This is a genomic window from Burkholderia sp. Se-20378, from assembly GCF_017104665.1.
GTDB classification, from domain to species: Bacteria; Pseudomonadota; Gammaproteobacteria; order Burkholderiales; family Burkholderiaceae; genus Burkholderia; species Burkholderia lata.
Map to the genome: position 1 here is coordinate 1 of NZ_JAAGPG010000157.1, position 15954 is coordinate 15954.

General features: G+C 65.6%; 17 protein-coding genes. 13 read left to right on the top strand and 4 right to left on the bottom strand.

Annotation, left to right across the window (positions count from 1 at the left end):
- Together G3N93_RS18045 and G3N93_RS18050 are read right to left on the bottom strand one after the other, a co-directional pair.
- Window positions 1-748 (bottom strand): aldolase/citrate lyase family protein (locus G3N93_RS18045; RefSeq protein WP_206133638.1); only part of this gene is annotated, 748 nt, incomplete at its 3' end.
- Window positions 749-932: 184 nt separating this feature from the next.
- Window positions 933-1919, bottom strand: a complete 987-nt coding sequence (locus G3N93_RS18050) for a malate dehydrogenase (RefSeq protein WP_011355748.1) — start codon at window positions 1917-1919, stop codon at window positions 933-935.
- Window positions 1920-2207: 288 nt separating this feature from the next.
- Between G3N93_RS18050 and G3N93_RS18055 the strand changes: the two genes are divergently transcribed.
- The 7 genes from G3N93_RS18055 (at window position 2208) to gltA (ending at window position 8128) form a co-directional block, all read left to right on the top strand.
- The gene (locus tag G3N93_RS18055; RefSeq protein ID WP_011355747.1) at window positions 2208-3032 is read left to right on the top strand and encodes a GntR family transcriptional regulator; all 825 of its coding nucleotides are present in this window, start codon (window positions 2208-2210) and stop codon (window positions 3030-3032) included.
- Between the two features lie 170 nt (window positions 3033-3202).
- Window positions 3203-3619, top strand: a complete 417-nt coding sequence (gene sdhC, locus G3N93_RS18060) for a succinate dehydrogenase, cytochrome b556 subunit (RefSeq protein ID WP_034185792.1) — start codon at window positions 3203-3205, stop codon at window positions 3617-3619.
- A 4-nt stretch (window positions 3620-3623) separates the two neighbouring features.
- Window positions 3624-3992 carry a succinate dehydrogenase, hydrophobic membrane anchor protein gene (gene sdhD, locus G3N93_RS18065; protein WP_006487767.1) on the top strand — a complete coding sequence of 123 codons (369 nt, stop codon included), beginning with the start codon at window positions 3624-3626 and terminating at the stop codon, window positions 3990-3992.
- A 3-nt stretch (window positions 3993-3995) separates the two neighbouring features.
- The gene (sdhA, locus tag G3N93_RS18070; RefSeq protein WP_174937105.1) at window positions 3996-5774 is read left to right on the top strand and encodes a succinate dehydrogenase flavoprotein subunit; all 1779 of its coding nucleotides are present in this window, start codon (window positions 3996-3998) and stop codon (window positions 5772-5774) included.
- Window positions 5775-5795: 21 nt separating this feature from the next.
- Window positions 5796-6497 (top strand): succinate dehydrogenase iron-sulfur subunit, encoded by a 702-nt coding sequence (locus G3N93_RS18075; RefSeq protein WP_011355743.1) that lies wholly within the window; start codon window positions 5796-5798, stop codon window positions 6495-6497.
- A 6-nt stretch (window positions 6498-6503) separates the two neighbouring features.
- Window positions 6504-6773: a succinate dehydrogenase assembly factor 2 gene (locus G3N93_RS18080; protein ID WP_039358259.1), complete on the top strand. Its 270-nt coding sequence runs from the start codon at window positions 6504-6506 to the stop codon at window positions 6771-6773.
- A 53-nt stretch (window positions 6774-6826) separates the two neighbouring features.
- The gene (gltA, locus tag G3N93_RS18085; protein WP_011355741.1) at window positions 6827-8128 is read left to right on the top strand and encodes a citrate synthase; all 1302 of its coding nucleotides are present in this window, start codon (window positions 6827-6829) and stop codon (window positions 8126-8128) included.
- Window positions 8129-8218: 90 nt separating this feature from the next.
- Here the strand turns inward: gltA and G3N93_RS18090 are convergent, their stop codons facing one another.
- Window positions 8219-9181, bottom strand: a complete 963-nt coding sequence (locus G3N93_RS18090) for an AraC family transcriptional regulator (protein ID WP_206133639.1) — start codon at window positions 9179-9181, stop codon at window positions 8219-8221.
- Between the two features lie 72 nt (window positions 9182-9253).
- Here G3N93_RS18090 and G3N93_RS18095 point away from each other — a divergent pair, with 72 nt between their 5' ends.
- The 5 genes from G3N93_RS18095 (at window position 9254) to G3N93_RS18115 (ending at window position 14169) form a co-directional block, all read left to right on the top strand.
- A complete protein-coding gene (locus G3N93_RS18095) occupies window positions 9254-9643 on the top strand; it encodes a VOC family protein (protein ID WP_174937109.1) in 390 nt (129 codons plus the stop codon).
- 109 nt (window positions 9644-9752) lie between these two features.
- Window positions 9753-11003 (top strand): DUF1479 domain-containing protein, encoded by a 1251-nt coding sequence (locus G3N93_RS18100; RefSeq protein WP_206133640.1) that lies wholly within the window; start codon window positions 9753-9755, stop codon window positions 11001-11003.
- Between the two features lie 209 nt (window positions 11004-11212).
- Window positions 11213-11971, top strand: coding sequence for a dimethylarginine dimethylaminohydrolase family protein (locus tag G3N93_RS18105; RefSeq protein ID WP_174937112.1), 759 nt, complete (start codon window positions 11213-11215; stop codon window positions 11969-11971).
- Window positions 11972-12069: 98 nt separating this feature from the next.
- Window positions 12070-12534 carry an Lrp/AsnC family transcriptional regulator gene (locus G3N93_RS18110; protein WP_174937114.1) on the top strand — a complete coding sequence of 155 codons (465 nt, stop codon included), beginning with the start codon at window positions 12070-12072 and terminating at the stop codon, window positions 12532-12534.
- 102 nt (window positions 12535-12636) lie between these two features.
- Window positions 12637-14169 (top strand): amino acid permease, encoded by a 1533-nt coding sequence (locus G3N93_RS18115; RefSeq protein ID WP_206133641.1) that lies wholly within the window; start codon window positions 12637-12639, stop codon window positions 14167-14169.
- Window positions 14170-14236: 67 nt separating this feature from the next.
- On the opposite strand, the gene G3N93_RS18120 is transcribed toward G3N93_RS18115, so the two are convergent.
- Window positions 14237-15181 (bottom strand): LysR family transcriptional regulator, encoded by a 945-nt coding sequence (locus tag G3N93_RS18120; protein ID WP_174937118.1) that lies wholly within the window; start codon window positions 15179-15181, stop codon window positions 14237-14239.
- 215 nt (window positions 15182-15396) lie between these two features.
- Here G3N93_RS18120 and G3N93_RS18125 point away from each other — a divergent pair.
- Window positions 15397-15954 (top strand): MFS transporter (locus G3N93_RS18125; protein WP_206133642.1); only part of this gene is annotated, 558 nt, incomplete at its 3' end.

Sequence of the window (15954 nt, forward strand, 5' to 3'; positions counted from 1 at the left end):
CCATCCGCGTGAAGGCGAATTCGTCGCGCGCCCGGCGTGCATCGGCGGCGACGACGCTCATGTCGCGCACCTCGGTCGTCACGTTGTGCGACGGCGTCTTGCCGTGCGCGTGGCACGCCGCGGCGATTTCCAGCTTCGCGCGGCGCACGAGCGGGTGCTCGAACTGGCCGGGCGAGCGCATCGCGGAATCGGGAATCGCGCCATGGTGCGCGGAGACGAAATCCATCAGCCCGAAGCTCAGCGTGCCGACCGTCGGCAGCGCGGCGAGGGCGGCCGCATGCGCGAGCGCGCCGTGCGTCTCGACCAGCACGTCGACCGGAATCGCCTGCGCGATGCCCAGCTCGCGGCGCGTGCCTTCGATGAACGCGGTCATTTCGGCTGCGTCGGCGGCACTCGCGATCTTCGGGAGCGTGATGTAGGCGGGGGCGCGCGACGCACGCAGCACGGTGCGCACGTCGTCGCGCCAGTGCGGGTGGGAGAAGTCGTGGATACGGACGCCGACGCGGCCGAAGCGGTTCTCGTCGCTGCCGAGGATGTCGGTGACGAGTGCCGCATGCGCGGCTTCCTGGCCGACGGCCGCACCGTCTTCGCAGTCGAGCGTGATGTCGAACACGGGGCCCAGCTCGGCCTGCAGCGCGAGCGACTTGCGCATCAGCTTTTCGCTGCCCGCGTAGTGATCACAGCAGGGCAGGATCGCGGGCGGGGACGCCCCGTCGTACAGCACTTGTGCAGGAGTGAGCGCGGCCATCTCGTCTACGTCAGGGAAGCGGGTCAACGTGGAGAAAATCGGATTCGGGCGCGTTCTGGGCCGGTGCGCGGCGGGCGCGGGGCGGCAAAACGTGCGCGGATCGGATCGGGCGGCCGGGCCGGCGGCATGCCGGCCCGGGCCGAAACCGGGCTGCCCGAGGGCCGCCCGGCAATACGCGTGATGCTTAGTTCTTCAGCAGGTGGGCGACGCCATCGCGCTCTTCGAGCAGCTCGGCCAGCGTGCCGTCCATCTTCTCGCGCGAGAACGCGTCGATTTCGAGGCCTTCGATGCGCTTGTACTCGCCGTTTTCGCAAACGACCGGCACGCCGTAGATGATGTCTTCGGGGATGCCGTACGAGCCGTCCGACGGGATGCCCATCGTGACCCACTTGCCGTTCGTGCCGAGGACCCAGTCACGCACGTGGTCGATCGCTGCGTTCGCTGCCGACGCTGCCGACGACAGGCCGCGCGCTTCGATGATCGCCGCGCCGCGCTTGCCGACGGTCGGGATGAACGTGTCGCGGTTCCACACGTCGTCGTTGATCAGCTTCAGCAGCGATTCGCCTTCGGCGGTCGCGAAGCGGAAGTCGGGGTACATCGTCGGCGAGTGGTTGCCCCACACGGCGAGCTTCTCGATCGATGCGACCGGCTTGCCCGACTTCGCTGCGAGCTGCGACAGCGCGCGGTTGTGGTCGAGGCGCAGCATGGCCGTGAAGTTCTTCTTCGGCAGATCCGGTGCCGACTTCATCGCGATGTAGGCGTTCGTGTTCGCCGGGTTGCCGACGACCAGCACCTTCACGTCGCGGCTTGCGACTTCGTTCAGCGCAGCGCCCTGAACCGTGAAGATTTCGGCGTTTGCCGACAGCAGGTCCTTGCGCTCCATGCCCTTCGAGCGCGGACGTGCGCCGACCAGCAGTGCGACGTCGGCATCCTTGAATGCGACCTTCGGATCATCGGTGATCACGACGCCCGACAGCAGCGGGAACGCGCAATCGTCGAGTTCCATCACGACGCCTTTGACGGCGCCTTGGGCTTGCGGGAGGTCGAGCAGTTGCAGGATGACCGGCTGGTCCTTGCCGAGCAGGTCGCCGTTCGCGATGCGGAACAGCAGGGAGTAAGCGATTTGACCTGCGGCGCCGGTGACGGCAACACGCTTTGCGGGCTTAGCCATTGAAAATCTCCAGGACGGGTAAAGCGTTGGACACTCGCGAAAACGCCATTCTATGCGCGTTGTGCGGAGTGTTGCATTGAAGCAGGGCGGAGGACTCGCGACGGCAGACGCGGTGAACCTGGAGACGGCCGTGGCACGTAGCCGGGGACGCGCTTTTGCACCCGCGAACCCTTGCTCGACCCGGAGTGTAGGAGCCGTCTCGCTCAAAGTCAAACGGTATCATATGTCTTATATAAGACAGATGTTTTGCGGAAATTGAGTGGACTTAAAAGTGCGGTTTGTGATGAAATGCGCGCCATGACATCGAACCAGGCGAATACCGCGAATCAGACCGGCGCAGGCGGCCCAGGGCAGCCGGGCGCGAGCGATCCCGCATCTTCGCCTGCGGCTGCTCCGTCGCCGACGTTCAGCCCGTTATACCAGCAGATTAAGTCATTAATCACGCAAAGTCTCGAAACCGGTGAGTGGAAGCCGGGCGAGATCATCCCGAGCGAGGTGGAGCTCGCGGCCCGCTACAAGGTCAGCCAGGGCACCGTCCGCAAGGCGATCGACGAGCTGGCCGCCGAAAACCTCGTGGTCCGGCGGCAGGGCAAGGGTACTTTTGTTGCAACGCACAATGAGGATCGCGCGCAGTTCCGCTTCCTGCGGCTGCTGGCCGACGACGGTGCCGAGCATCCGCACGTGAGCCGCCTGCTCGAATGCCGGCGCCTGCGCGCGCCGGCCGAGATCGCGCGGCAGCTCGACCTGAAGCCGGCCGATCCCGTCGTGCAGGTGCGCCGCCTGCTGGAATTCGAGAACGAAGTGACGGTGCTCGACGAGATCTGGCTGCCGGGCGCGATGTTCCGCGGGCTTACGTTCGAGCGGCTGAGCGAGTACAAGGGGCCGCTCTACGCGATGTTCGAGACGGAGTTCGGCACGCGGATGATCCGCGCGACGGAAAAGATCCGCGCGGTGGCGGCGGAGCCGGCGGTGGCCGACCTGCTGCACGTGCCGGCAGGTTTTCCTTTGCTGTCGGTCGAGCGCGTGTCCTATACATACGGAGACCGGCCGGTGGAAGTGCGTCGCGGCTGGTATGTCACAACCGGGTACTACTATCAGAATGACTTGAGCTGACGGTGTATCGGCTCAAGCCGAGTGCGTTCGCGTTCCCCACGTTCGCGAAGCACGTTTCGGGCCGCCTTTGTTCTTGTTCGCGCAACTATCCAGAGCAGACTTTCGCTGCAGCGCGATATAAAAAGGCGCTAAAATCGCGGATTAGTGTGACAACATAGTAGGGGTCTAGCATGACTGATGCAGTAAGAAAGCCGAGGCCGGAATACCGGAACATCGGATTCGGCGATATCACGATGAAATATCGCATGCCGCTGGCAGCGATATTGTCGATTCTCCATCGAGTCAGCGGCGCGCTGCTGTTCTTGTTCCTGCCGTTCCTGCTGTTCCTCTTCGACCAGAGCCTCACGTCCGAGCTCAGCTTCGAAGTATTCAAGGCTTTCCTCTCCAACATCATCGTCAAGCTGATCGTCCTCGCACTGTCGTGGGCCTTCTTCCACCATTTCTGCGCCGGCATTCGCCACCTGCTGATGGACGTCAACCACGACGCCGTCACGAAGGAAGGCGGCAAGCGGACGGCAGTCGTCGTCTTTGTCGTCTCGATCGCCCTGACGATCGCCATGGCACTCAAACTGTTCGGAGCATTCTAAGAAAATGGCAGCCAATAACCGAATCGGCTCGAAGCGCCTCGTCGTCGGCGCACATTACGGCCTGCGCGACTGGCTTGCGCAGCGCGTTACCGCCACGATCATGGCGGTCTACACGGTCATTCTGCTCGTCCTGTTCTTCGGCGCGCACGATTTCTCGTATGAAGGCTGGGCATCGATCTTCGCCGCGCAATGGATGAAGCTCGCCACCTTCGTGATGCTGCTTTCCCTCTTCTACCACGCATGGGTCGGCGTGCGCGACATCTGGATGGACTACGTGAAGCCCGTCGGTGTGCGCCTGCTGCTGCAATCGCTGACCATCGTCTGGCTGCTCGCATGTGCGGGCTACGCCGCGCAGATTCTCTGGAGAGTGTAAAGAATGGCTGCAATCAAAACTAACCTCCCGCGCCGCAAGTTCGACGTGGTGATCGTCGGCGCGGGCGGCTCCGGCTTGCGCGCAGCGCTGCAACTGTCGCGCGCGGGCCTGTCGGTCGGCGTGCTGTCGAAGGTGTTCCCGACGCGTTCGCACACGGTGGCCGCGCAGGGTGGTATCGGTGCGTCGCTCGGCAACATGAGCGAAGACAACTGGCACTTCCACTTCTACGACACGATCAAGGGCTCCGACTGGCTCGGCGACCAGGACGCGATCGAATTCATGTGCCGTGAAGCGCCGAACGTCGTGTACGAACTCGAGCACTTCGGCATGCCGTTCGACCGTAACGCGGACGGCACGATCTACCAGCGCCCGTTCGGCGGCCATACCGCGAACTACGGCGAGAAGCCGGTCCAGCGCGCATGCGCGGCCGCCGACCGTACCGGTCACGCGCTGCTGCACACGCTGTACCAGCAGAACGTCGAAGCGAAGACGCAGTTCTTCGTCGAATGGATGGCGCTCGACCTGATCCGCGACGCGGAAGGCGACGTGCTCGGCGTGACGGCCCTCGAGATGGAGACGGGTGACGTCTACATCATGGAAGGCAAGACGACGCTGTTCGCGACGGGCGGCGCAGGCCGGATCTTCGCGGCATCGACCAACGCGTTCATCAACACCGGCGACGGCCTCGGCATGGCTGCGCGTTCGGGCATCGCGCTGCAGGACATGGAGTTCTGGCAGTTCCACCCGACCGGCGTGGCCGGCGCGGGCGTGCTGATCACCGAAGGCGTGCGCGGCGAAGGCGGTATCCTGCGCAACGCGAACGGCGAGCGCTTCATGGAGCGCTACGCACCGACGCTGAAGGATCTGGCGCCGCGTGACTTCGTGTCGCGTTCGATGGACCAGGAAATCAAGGAAGGCCGCGGCGTGGGTCCGAACAAGGATCACGTGCTGCTCGACCTGTCGCACATCGGCGCCGAGACGATCATGAAGCGTCTGCCGTCGATCCGCGAAATCGCGCTGAAGTTCGCGAACGTCGACGCGATCAAGGAACCGATCCCGGTCGTCCCGACGATCCACTACCAGATGGGCGGCATCCCGACCAACATCCACGGCCAGGTCGTCGGCACGACGCGTGGCGGTCACAAGGATCCGGTCAACGGCTTCTACGCAGTGGGCGAGTGCTCGTGCGTGTCCGTGCACGGCGCGAACCGCCTCGGCACGAACTCGCTGCTGGACCTCGTGGTGTTCGGCCGTGCGGCCGGCAACCACATCGTCGAGCACGTGAAGAACCAGAAGGAACACAAGCCGCTGCCGGCCGATGCAGGCGAATTCTCGCTGGCACGCCTGGCGAAGCTCGACAAGTCGACCTCGGGTGAGTACACGCAGGACGTCGCGAACGACATCCGCGCAACGATGCAGAAGCATGCAGGCGTGTTCCGCACGTCGGCGCTGCTGAAGGAAGGCGTCGAGCAGATGGCCGGCCTGGCGTCGCGCGTGGAAAACATCCACCTGAAGGACAAGTCGAAAGTGTTCAACACCGCGCGCGTCGAAGCGCTCGAGCTGGAGAACCTGATCGAAGTTGCTCGCGCAACGATGGTGTCGGCGGAAGCGCGCAAGGAAAGCCGTGGCGCACACGCCCACAGCGACTACGAACACCGCGACGACGAGAACTGGCTGCGCCACACGCTGTGGTACAGCGAAGGCGATCGCCTCGACTACAAGCCGGTTCAAATGAAGCCGCTGACGGTCGAATCCGTGCCGCCGAAGCCGCGCACGTTCTAAGCCGAGTCAAAGGAATCCGAAATGGCAAAACGCATTTTTGAAGTCTACCGCTACGATCCGGACAAGGACGCAGCGCCGCGCATGCAGACGTACGAACTCGAGCTCGAGCACGAGCGCATGCTGCTCGACGCACTGGTGAAGCTGAAGGCAGTGGACGAGACGCTGTCGTTCCGCCGTTCGTGCCGTGAAGGCGTGTGCGGTTCGGACGCGATGAACATCAACGGCAAGAACGGTCTCGCGTGCCTGACGAACCTGAACGACCTGCCGCAGAAGATCGTGCTGCGTCCGCTGCCGGGCCTGCCAGTCGTGCGTGACCTGATCGTCGACATGACGCACTTCTTCAACCAGTACCACTCGATCAAGCCGTACCTGATCAACGACGCGCCGCCGCCGGAGAAGGAACGCCTCCAGTCGCCGGAAGAGCGCGACGAGCTCGACGGCGTGTACGAGTGCATTCTGTGCGCGAGCTGCTCGACGTCGTGCCCGAGCTTCTGGTGGAACCCGGACAAGTTCGTCGGCCCGGCCGGCCTGCTGCAGGCTTACCGCTTCATCGCGGACAGCCGCGACACCGCCACCGGCGAGCGTCTCGACAACCTGGAAGACCCGTACCGTCTGTTCCGTTGCCACACGATCATGAACTGCGTCGACGTTTGCCCGAAGGGCCTGAACCCGACGAAGGCGATCGGCAAGATCAAGGAACTGATGGTCCGCCGCGCTGTTTAAGTCGAGATGAGCGATTCGCATCAATCCGACCCGCACCGTCGCGCACGCCTCCGCTGGCGTGCGCGACGGGGTCTGCTGGAAAACGACATCATTTTCGAGCGTTTCTTCAGCAGATACGAGCATGACCTCACCGATGCAGACGTAGGCGCGTTGTCGCGCCTGCTCGATCTGAGCGACAACGACCTGATGGACTTGCTCCTCGCGCGCAAGGAACCAGAAGGCGACCTAGACAGCCCGGACATTCACCGGCTGTTGGAGATGCTGCGCAACGTGTAACGCGTTACGCCCGTTATCGAATCCCGTTTCTTTATTTCGATTGAGGATGTGCCATGACTCCGTCTGATGTTAAAGCCACGCTATCGTTCAGCGACAACTCGCCGAGCGTCGAACTGCCGATCTACAAGGGCACGATGGGCCCGGACGTAATCGACATCCGCAAGCTGTACGGCCAGACCGGCAAGTTCACGTACGACCCGGGCTTCATGTCGACGGCAGCTTGTAATTCGGCGATCACGTACATCGACGGCGACAAGGGCGAGCTGCTGTACCGTGGCTACCCGATCGACAACCTCGCGCAAAACGCGGACTTCCTCGAAAGCTGCTACCTGCTGCTGAAGGGTGAACTGCCGAACGCAGCGCAGAAGAAGGAATTCGTCGATACCGTCACGAAGCACACGATGGTGCACGAGCAGATGCACTTCTTCTTCCGTGGCTTCCGTCGCGACGCGCACCCGATGGCGATCCTGGTCGCTGCAGTCGGCGCGCTGTCCGCGTTCTACCACGACTCGCTCGACATCAACGATCCGCGTCACCGTGAAGTGTCGGCGATCCGCATGATCGCGAAGCTGCCGACGCTCGTCGCGATGGCATACAAGTACAGCATCGGTCAGCCGTTCGTGTACCCGAAGAACTCGCTGTCGTACAGCGCGAACTTCATGCACATGATGTTCTCGAACCCGTGCGAAGAGTACAAGGTCAACGACGTGCTCGTCCGCGCACTCGACCGTATCCTGATCCTGCACGCAGACCACGAGCAGAACGCATCGACGTCGACCGTCCGTCTGGCCGGCTCGTCGGGCGCGAACCCGTTCGCCTGTATCGCGGCTGGTATCGCATGTCTGTGGGGCCCGGCGCACGGTGGTGCGAACGAAGCCGCACTGAACATGCTCGAGCAGATCGGTTCGCCGGACAACATCCCCGAATTCATCAAGCAGGTGAAGGACAAGAATTCGGGCGTGAAGCTGATGGGCTTCGGTCACCGCGTGTACAAGAACTACGACCCGCGTGCGAAGCTGATGCGCGAAACGTGCTACGAAGTGCTGAACGAACTGGGCCTGCACGACGACCCGCTGTTCAAGCTCGCGATGCAGCTCGAGAAGATCGCGCTGGAAGACGAATACTTCGTGTCGCGCAAGCTGTACCCGAACGTCGACTTCTACTCGGGCATCGTTCAGCGCGCGCTGGGCATCCCGACGTCGATGTTCACGTGTATCTTCGCGATGGCACGTACGGTCGGCTGGATCGCACAGTGGAACGAAATGATCGGCGATCCGGAACAGAAGATCGGCCGTCCGCGTCAGCTGTTCATCGGCGATACGCCGCGCGAAGCGAAGCCGCTCAACGCACGTTAAGTCGTGCGCCGCGCGAACGGCCGGCAGGCCGCTCGCGTCGGGCGATCGCAACGCCACGACACCCCGACGGGTCATCCCGTCGGGGTGTTTTCATTTGTGCGGCCGGGGTTCGCCCGGGCCGGCGCGGCGCTCAAGCGACGGCGGACGCGTGTCGAGTGCGGGCGCGTGGCCGTGCTGCACGAAGAACTGCCGGTATGCGCCGGGTGTCATCCCGCGCGCGGCGAGGAACTGGCGGTTGAAATTCGCGGCATTCGGAATGCCGCAGCGCGCGCCCACGGTCGCGATCGGCCAGTCGGTGCCGACGAGATGGCGGCACGCGTGTGCGAGCCGCAGCCGCTGCACGTAGCGGCCGACACTTTCGCCGAGATGCCGGACGAACAGCCGCTGCAAAGTGCGTTCGGACATGTGCGCAGCGGCGGCGAGCGCGTCGATGCGCAGCGGTTCGTGGAAGTGCCGGTCGATCGCGTCGAGTACGCGATCGAGGCGTTCGGCTTCGGGGGCGGCAGTGTCGGTGTGTGGCGTCGTGCCGTCAGCCCGACCGTACGCGTGCGCGGTGGCGAGCGGCTCGCCGCCGGCTTCCGCGAGACCGGCGAGCGTGTCGAGCGCGGCCGCGAGCCGTATGCGTGGCGACGGATCGAGCAACTGCGGCAACCGTGCGCGCATCGCGCGGGCGGCTGCCGCATCGAAGCGCAGGCCCGGTGCGGCGCGCCTCAGCAGTGAGCGCAGCGGCGCGTATTCGGGGCAACAGTCGGCCAGCCGCCGCGCCCAGTCGCCGTCGAACCAGATGACGAGCGCGACTTCGGGCGCCTCGCGATCGATGCGCGCGTTCGACGACCAGGTATGCGGCAGGTTGGGCGGCACGAGCACCAGATCGTCGTCCGCGTAGTGCGCGACGTGATCGCCGATGAAGCGCCGGCCGCGGCTGTTGAGCGTCAGCGTCAGCTCGTATTCGGGATGGCGATGCCACTCGAACGGGATGCGTGCGAGCTGGCGATGATAGACGCGGATCGAACAGCCGGGGGCGAACGTCACGTGCTCGTACTGCGGTTTCATGGCGGCCTCCGGGTGAGCGCCGGCATCGCGCCGTGGCATGATCGTGAGCGATCGTCACGACGGAGCGATGCCATGTTTTCACATGTTTGCGTGGGGGTGACCGACACCGCGCGCGCCTACGATTTCTACGCGCCGCTATTCGCGGAACTGGGGTTGCGCCTGAAATTCCGCGAACCGGACGGCTGGTCGGGCTGGATGCCGGCCGACACCGACCGGCCGCTGTTCTTCTTCGGCCAGCCGCTCGACGGCCGCGCGCCCGAACCGGGCAATGGCCACACGATCGCGTTCGATGCGCCGACCCGCGCGCAGGTCGATCGCTGCCACGCGCTCGCGCTGCGTCACGGCGGCACCTGCGAAGGGCCGCCGGGCCTGCGGCCGGACTATCACCGCGACTACTACGGCGCCTATTTCCGCGATCCGGACGGCAACAAGCTGTGCGTGGTCTGCCACCGTCCGGCGTGACGCACGGTGTCCGGATTATATCGATAGTTGGCTGGATAGTGGTGATGCCGGCCGAGCATCGGCCTTACGCTGACAGCACATCACGACACCTGTCAGCGAGGAGACCACGATGCAACTGACGATTGACGACCTGCCTGCCGCCATTCGCGACGCGAAAAGGGGGCTGCGCGCCGACCTGCCCAATTACGCGGCCACGTTTCGCGAACTGGAGGGCGATATCGCGCGCCAGGTCGACGCGATCCGGCGTGCGCATGCGCATGGCCATGACGTGATTCCGGTGGTGCCGTTCGCGGACATCGCGGGCGGGGCCGTCGATCCGCAAGCGATGGCTGCGATCCGCACGCATGGCGCGGTCGTGATCCGTGGCGTATTCGATGCGCGGCAGGCGCGCGACTGGAATGACGAGATCGGCGCCTATCTGGACGTGAACCGCTTCGCCGACCGCCTGCACGCACGCGCTGAGGACCGCTATTTCGGCAACCTCGCGTCGGGCAAGCCGCAGATCTACGGCGTCTACTGGTCGAAGCCGCAGGTGGCTGCGCGCCAGTCGCCTGCGCTGACCCAGGCGCGCGTGTTCCTGAACCGCCTGTGGCGGCACGCGGGCGGCGGGCGCACGCACTTCGATCCCGAGCAGGTGCCGGCCTATGCGGACCGGATTCGTCGCCGCCCGCCCGGCTCGACGTCGCTCGGGCTGTCGCCGCACGTCGACGGCGGTTCCGTCGAACGCTGGCTCGGCGCGAATTTCCGGCAGGTCTACCGTCATGTGCTGGCCGGCCGCTGGCGCGATTACGACCCGTTCGATGCGGCGTTCCGTCCGGACGTCGAGGAGATCCCGTCGCCGGCCGTGTGCTCGATGTTCCGCACGTTCCAGGGCTGGACGGCACTGACGCCGCAGGGGCCCGGCGACGGCACGCTGCAGTTGATCCCGGTCGCGAACGCGATGGCCTACGTCGTGCTGCGCGCGCTGCAGGACGATGTCGCCGACGACGACCTGTGCGGCGCGCGTCCGGGCCGTGCGTTGTCGATCCGGCCCGAATGGCACGCGCTGCTGCTCGACGCGCTGGTGCCGATCCCGCACATGGAGCCGGGCGACGCGGTGTTCTGGCACGGCGACGTCGTGCACGCGGTCGAGGATGCGCATCGCGGCAGCGGCGACAGCAACGTGATGTACATCGCGGCCGCGCCCGGTTGCGCGAAGAACGACGCGTACCTGCAGCGCCAGCGGGCCGCGTTCCTGCGCGGCGAGAGCCCGCCCGATTTCCCGGCCGATCATTTCGAGGTCGAATTCGACGGGCGCGGCGGGGAGGGCGATCTCACCGCACTCGGCCGTTCGCAGATGGGGTTCGGGCCGGGCGTGTAGCAGGCGCGCCGCAGGCGAACGCGGCCGTTCGCCGGGCAGTGAGCGGCCGTTTGCCGAATCCGCTGCATACCGCGTGCAATTCGACGCAATCGGCTGTCGGCGCCGCTGAAATCGACGCGAATTGCGCAATTTGGCTTCCGATAATGGTCCAGACACAACGCAGCCGCCCCGTGTGCCGCACGGGTGTGGCGCTGACCATGGAGGAGTCGATGCAATTCACGCAAGCGATCGTTCGCCGCCCCGCGCCGTCCTGTGGCGCGGGCCTGACCACCGCCGAACTCGGCGCACCCGATTACGACAAGACGCTCACCCAGTTCCACGCATACTGCGACGCGCTGCGCACGCTCGGCGTCGAGCTGACCGAACTGCCGCCGCTGGACGCGTTCCCCGATTCGCACTTCGTCGAGGACACCGCGGTCGTGACGCCGGAATTCGCGGTGATCACGCGCCCCGGTGCGCCCGCGCGGCGTGGCGAGACGGCGCATATCGAAGCGGCGCTGGCCGCGCATCGCGACTTGCTGCCGATGCAGGACGGCCGACTCGACGGCGGTGACGTGATGCAGGTCGGCAAGCGCTTCTACATCGGCCTGACGGGCCGTACCGACGCCGAAGGCATCGCCGCATTCGACTCGCTGGTGTCGCGCTACGGCTATTCGGTCGTCGCGGTGCCGGTGGGCGCCGGCCTGCATCTCAAATCGGTCGTCAACGCGCTCGGCGACGACACGCTGCTCGTGACCGAAGCGCTGGCCGCGCATCCGGCATTCGCCGACTATCGCCGGATCGCGATTTCGGCCGCCGACGAATACGCGGGCAACACGCTGCGCGTGAACGGCACGCTGATCACGCCGGCCGGCTATCCGCGCGTGCACGACGCGATCGCGTCGCTCGGGCTGCCGCTGCACGTGATCGATACGAGCGAGTTCCGCAAGATGGACGGCGGCCTGACCTGCCTGTCGCTGCGGTTCTAGCCGATTGGCGCGCGGCCGCTTCGGCCGGATAATGTGGCCCCCGCGCGGAACAGGAGACGTTCCGCGCACCAGCCACGACCCGACCGGAGCGAACGCGGATGACCGACAAGAAGATGCAGCTCGACAAGATCGATCTCCGGATCCTCGACATCCTGCGCACCGACGGGCGGATTTCCTACCGGAAGCTGTCGGAGCTCGTGAACCTCACGCCGCGGCCGTGCCAGGCGCGCGTGGAGCGGCTCGAGGCGCTCGGCGTGATCGAAGGGTACCGCGCAGTGATCAAGGCGCCGCGCGCGACCAAGCCGATCGTCGTGATCGCGCAGGTCACGCTGGCCGACCACGGGCGTTCGCAGGCGCCGTTCGAGGACGAAATGCGGGCGAATCCGGCCGTGCTCGATTGCTGGCTCGTCAGCGGCACGTTCGATTTTCTCGTGCGGCTCGCGTGCGAGGATCTCGACGAGTACCGGCGGATCGCGAACGTGTGGCTGGAGAGCCCGCGGTTCCGGATCGAGAAGATCGTGACGACGGCCGAACTGCAGGCGATCAAGCGCAGCGTCGTGTGATGCGGCGGGCCGGAAAGGGCCGGCTTCGATGCGAATGACCCGACCTGACGATTTGCATTCCGAATCAAATCGTCAGGCCAGAATCCAATCAGGGTGAACACTATGGATGCTTTGCAAGCGGCAGCGGAGACGGCCGCACCGTCCGGAACGACGCTGAAGCGCCGTCTGCAGGGCCGCCACATCGCGATGATCGCGATCGGCGGCTCGATCGGCACGGGGCTGTTCGTCGCATCGGGTGCGTCGGTCGCGCAGGCGGGGCCGGGCGGTGCGATCGCCGCGTATATCGCGATCGGGCTGATGGTGTACTTCGTCGTCACGGGCCTCGGCGAGATGGCCGCGCTGATGCCGGTATCGGGCTCGTTTGCGATCTACGGCGAGAAGTACGTCGACGAAGGTTTCGGCGTCGCGCTCGGCTGGACCTACTGGTACAGCTGGGCCGTGACGATCGCGATCGAGCTGGTCGCCGCGCAGATCGTGATGCGCTACTGGTTTCCGACCATACCCGGCATCTGGTGGGGCGCGGGCTTCCTCGTGCTGATCTTCCTGCTGAACACGCTGTCGGTGCGCGGCTTCGGCGAATCGGAATACTGGTTCTCGCTGATCAAGGTCGTCACCGTGGTCGCGTTCATCGCGGCCGGGCTGCTGATCGCGGCCGGCCTGATCGGGAACGGGCATCCGGTCGGCTTGCGCAACTTCACGACGGGCGATGCGCCGTTCGTCGGCGGCGTGCACGCGATGATGAGCGTCGCGCTGATCGCGGGCTTCTCGTTTCTCGGCACGGAGCTGGTCGGGATCACGGCCGGTGAGTCGGAAAACCCGCGCAAGACGATTCCGCGCGCGGTGAAGCAGATCTTCTGGCGGATCATGCTGTTCTACGTGTTCGCGATCTTCGTGATCGGCCTGCTGGTGCCGTACACCGACCCGAATCTGCTCAAGAGCGACGTGACCGACATCGGCGTGAGCCCGTTCACGCTGGTGTTCAGCCACGCGGGTTTCCGGCTCGCGGCCGGCGCAATGAATCTCGTGATCCTGACGGCCGTGCTGTCGGCCGGCAATTCCGGCACCTATGCGGCCACGCGGATGCTGTACAACCTCGCGGCGGAAGGGCGTGCGCCGGCGATGTTCGCGACGCTGTCGCCGGGCGGCGTGCCCCGCAATGCGCTGTACGCGACGATGGCCGTCGGCGGGCTGTGCTTCCTCACGTCGCTGACCAACAACCAGGGCATCTATCTGTGGCTGCTGAATACGGTCGGCATCACGGGCTTCATCGCGTGGCTCGGCATCGCGGTCTGCCATTACCGGTTCCGCAAGGGGTTCCTGAAGCAGGGTTACCGGCTCGATCAACTGCCGTACCGCGCGAAATGGTTTCCGTTCGGGCCGCTGTTCGCGATCGCGATCTGCATCGTGATTTCGCTCGGGCAGGATTACCAGGCGTTCTTCGCGGCCCGCATCGACTGGATGGAAGTGCTGTCGATCTACGTGTGGATTCCGTTGTTCGTCGCGATCTGGTGGGCGTATCGCCGTGCGCGCAAGAGCCGGCTCGTGCGCTACGATGAGATGGACATCGGGCCGTGGCTGACGCGTTCGGTCGAGGCCGTCGATGCGACGGTCACGCAGCACGGGCAGCCGCACTGACTGCCTGGTACCGAAAGCGCGGTAACGGGAGCCGGCGCGTTTGTACGCCCGGCCCCGATGCGGGCCGCTAGCGTGCGGTGACGCACGCTAGCGGCGCTTGGCGTCCATGCTGCAACTGCACCTTCATGAAATCCACCCACGCGCGTACCTTCTGCGGTACGTGTCGCGTCGCGACATACAGCGCGTAGACGTTCTGCTGCGGAAACCGGTACGCGGGCAGTGCATCGACCAGTGCGCCGCTGTCGAGATCGGCGCGCACGAGCCATTCCGGCAGTAGCGCGACGCCGCTGCCCTGGCGCGCCAGTTCACTCAACACCGATGCGTTGTCGACGACGACGTGAGGCTTCGTCGCCGGTCGAAAGGCATGTTCGTTGCCCGCGCGATCGGTGAGCGTCCATTCGGCGATTCGCTCGAGCCGGCTGTGGCCGAGCTGCGGCAGGCGGGCCAGGTCGCCGGGCGACGCCGGCGGCGGGAACCCGGCCTTCGCAGGCAGGTCGGGCGCCATCACGGCGAGCACGTCATAGGTGGCAAGGCAGACGCCGCGATAGGGCAGGTCGCGAAAGTGCTCGTGGCGTCCAAGCCGGATCGCGACGTCGAAGCGGTCGCGCACGAGATCGGCCTGCGACGTGTGCGTTTCGAGCCGCACGCGCAAGGCGGGATGCTGCGCGGTGAACGCATGCAGCATTGGTGCGAGGACGCGCGCCGCATACTCGACCGTCGACGTCACGCGCAGGATGCCCTGCATTCCGCCATGCTCGCCGCGCACTTCGTCGATCGCGCCTTCGGCTTCTTCGAGCACGCGCAGGCAGCGCTGGTAGAAGCGCTCGCCGGCGTCGGTCAGCTCGACACGCCGGGTCGTCCGCGTGAGCAGCGTGACGCCGAGCTCGGCTTCGAGTTGCTTCACGTTGAAGCTGACGGCCGCACGCGCCTGGTTCAGCGCGGTTGCGGCGGCCGTGAACGAACCGGCTTCGACCACGGCACGGAAGACGGCGAAACGATCGAGGCTCACCATGGTTGGGGCGTGGGTCCTGTCTAGGCGTTGGATCGCTCGAAGGGTACCCGAATGTGCGGCACGCGTGCGGTGTGCGGTGCATTGCAACGGACGCGCGGCGTTGTCGCGGCCCGAGCCGATTGTCAAAAAATTTCGACGGGACTCGTCGAATCCCGCCGCTTACGGATGCGCCTGCCGGCTTCTACACTGCGGCGTTTCGTGATGTTTCCGCCGCCATGCCCGACCGCTCCAGAATCGCCGCCGTCTACCTGCTCGGCTTCGCGATCGATCTCGCGAACATGTTCATGCTGAACGCCGCGTATCCGGCGCTGCAGCGCGAACTGCATGCGTCGGTCGCGCAGCTTGCGTGGGTCGGCAACATGTATGTGCTCGGCCTGACCGTCGTGATTCCGTTCGGCACGTGGCTTGCGCGCCGCTGCGGCGAGCGGCGCGTGTTCGCCGCATCGTTGCTGCTGTTCGGGCTGGGCAGTGCCGGCGTCGGCGCGTCACCGTCGATCGAAGCCCTGCTCGCGTGGCGGCTGGTCCAGGGGCTCGGCGGCGGGTTGCTGATCCCGGTCGGGCAGACCATGGCCTATCGCGCGTATCCGCCACAGGCGCGGGCTCGGCTCACGTCGGTCGTGATGATGGTCGCGCTGCTCGTGCCCGCGTTGTCGCCTGCGATCGGCGGGGCCATCGTCGATCGCGGGTCGTGGCGCGCGATCTTCTTTGCGATGTTGCCGATCGCGGCCGCGACCTGCGCACTCGCGTTCGCGTGGCTGCCGCGCGACGGCGCG

Excerpts from the sequence above, each read along its gene's own strand:
- G3N93_RS18050 (WP_011355748.1), bottom strand. The coding sequence starts at position 1,919 with ATGGCTAAGCCCGCAAAGCGTGTTGCCGTCACCGGCGCCGCAGGTCAA.
- G3N93_RS18055 (WP_011355747.1), top strand. The coding sequence starts at position 2,208 with ATGCGCGCCATGACATCGAACCAGGCGAATACCGCGAATCAGACCGGC.
- sdhC (WP_034185792.1), top strand. The coding sequence starts at position 3,203 with ATGACTGATGCAGTAAGAAAGCCGAGGCCGGAATACCGGAACATCGGA.
- sdhD (WP_006487767.1), top strand. The coding sequence starts at position 3,624 with ATGGCAGCCAATAACCGAATCGGCTCGAAGCGCCTCGTCGTCGGCGCA.
- sdhA (WP_174937105.1), top strand. The coding sequence starts at position 3,996 with ATGGCTGCAATCAAAACTAACCTCCCGCGCCGCAAGTTCGACGTGGTG.
- G3N93_RS18075 (WP_011355743.1), top strand. The coding sequence starts at position 5,796 with ATGGCAAAACGCATTTTTGAAGTCTACCGCTACGATCCGGACAAGGAC.
- G3N93_RS18080 (WP_039358259.1), top strand. The coding sequence starts at position 6,504 with ATGAGCGATTCGCATCAATCCGACCCGCACCGTCGCGCACGCCTCCGC.
- gltA (WP_011355741.1), top strand. The coding sequence starts at position 6,827 with ATGACTCCGTCTGATGTTAAAGCCACGCTATCGTTCAGCGACAACTCG.
- G3N93_RS18090 (WP_206133639.1), bottom strand. The coding sequence starts at position 9,181 with ATGAAACCGCAGTACGAGCACGTGACGTTCGCCCCCGGCTGTTCGATC.
- G3N93_RS18095 (WP_174937109.1), top strand. The coding sequence starts at position 9,254 with ATGTTTTCACATGTTTGCGTGGGGGTGACCGACACCGCGCGCGCCTAC.
- G3N93_RS18100 (WP_206133640.1), top strand. The coding sequence starts at position 9,753 with ATGCAACTGACGATTGACGACCTGCCTGCCGCCATTCGCGACGCGAAA.
- G3N93_RS18105 (WP_174937112.1), top strand. The coding sequence starts at position 11,213 with ATGCAATTCACGCAAGCGATCGTTCGCCGCCCCGCGCCGTCCTGTGGC.
- G3N93_RS18110 (WP_174937114.1), top strand. The coding sequence starts at position 12,070 with ATGACCGACAAGAAGATGCAGCTCGACAAGATCGATCTCCGGATCCTC.
- G3N93_RS18115 (WP_206133641.1), top strand. The coding sequence starts at position 12,637 with ATGGATGCTTTGCAAGCGGCAGCGGAGACGGCCGCACCGTCCGGAACG.
- G3N93_RS18120 (WP_174937118.1), bottom strand. The coding sequence starts at position 15,181 with ATGGTGAGCCTCGATCGTTTCGCCGTCTTCCGTGCCGTGGTCGAAGCC.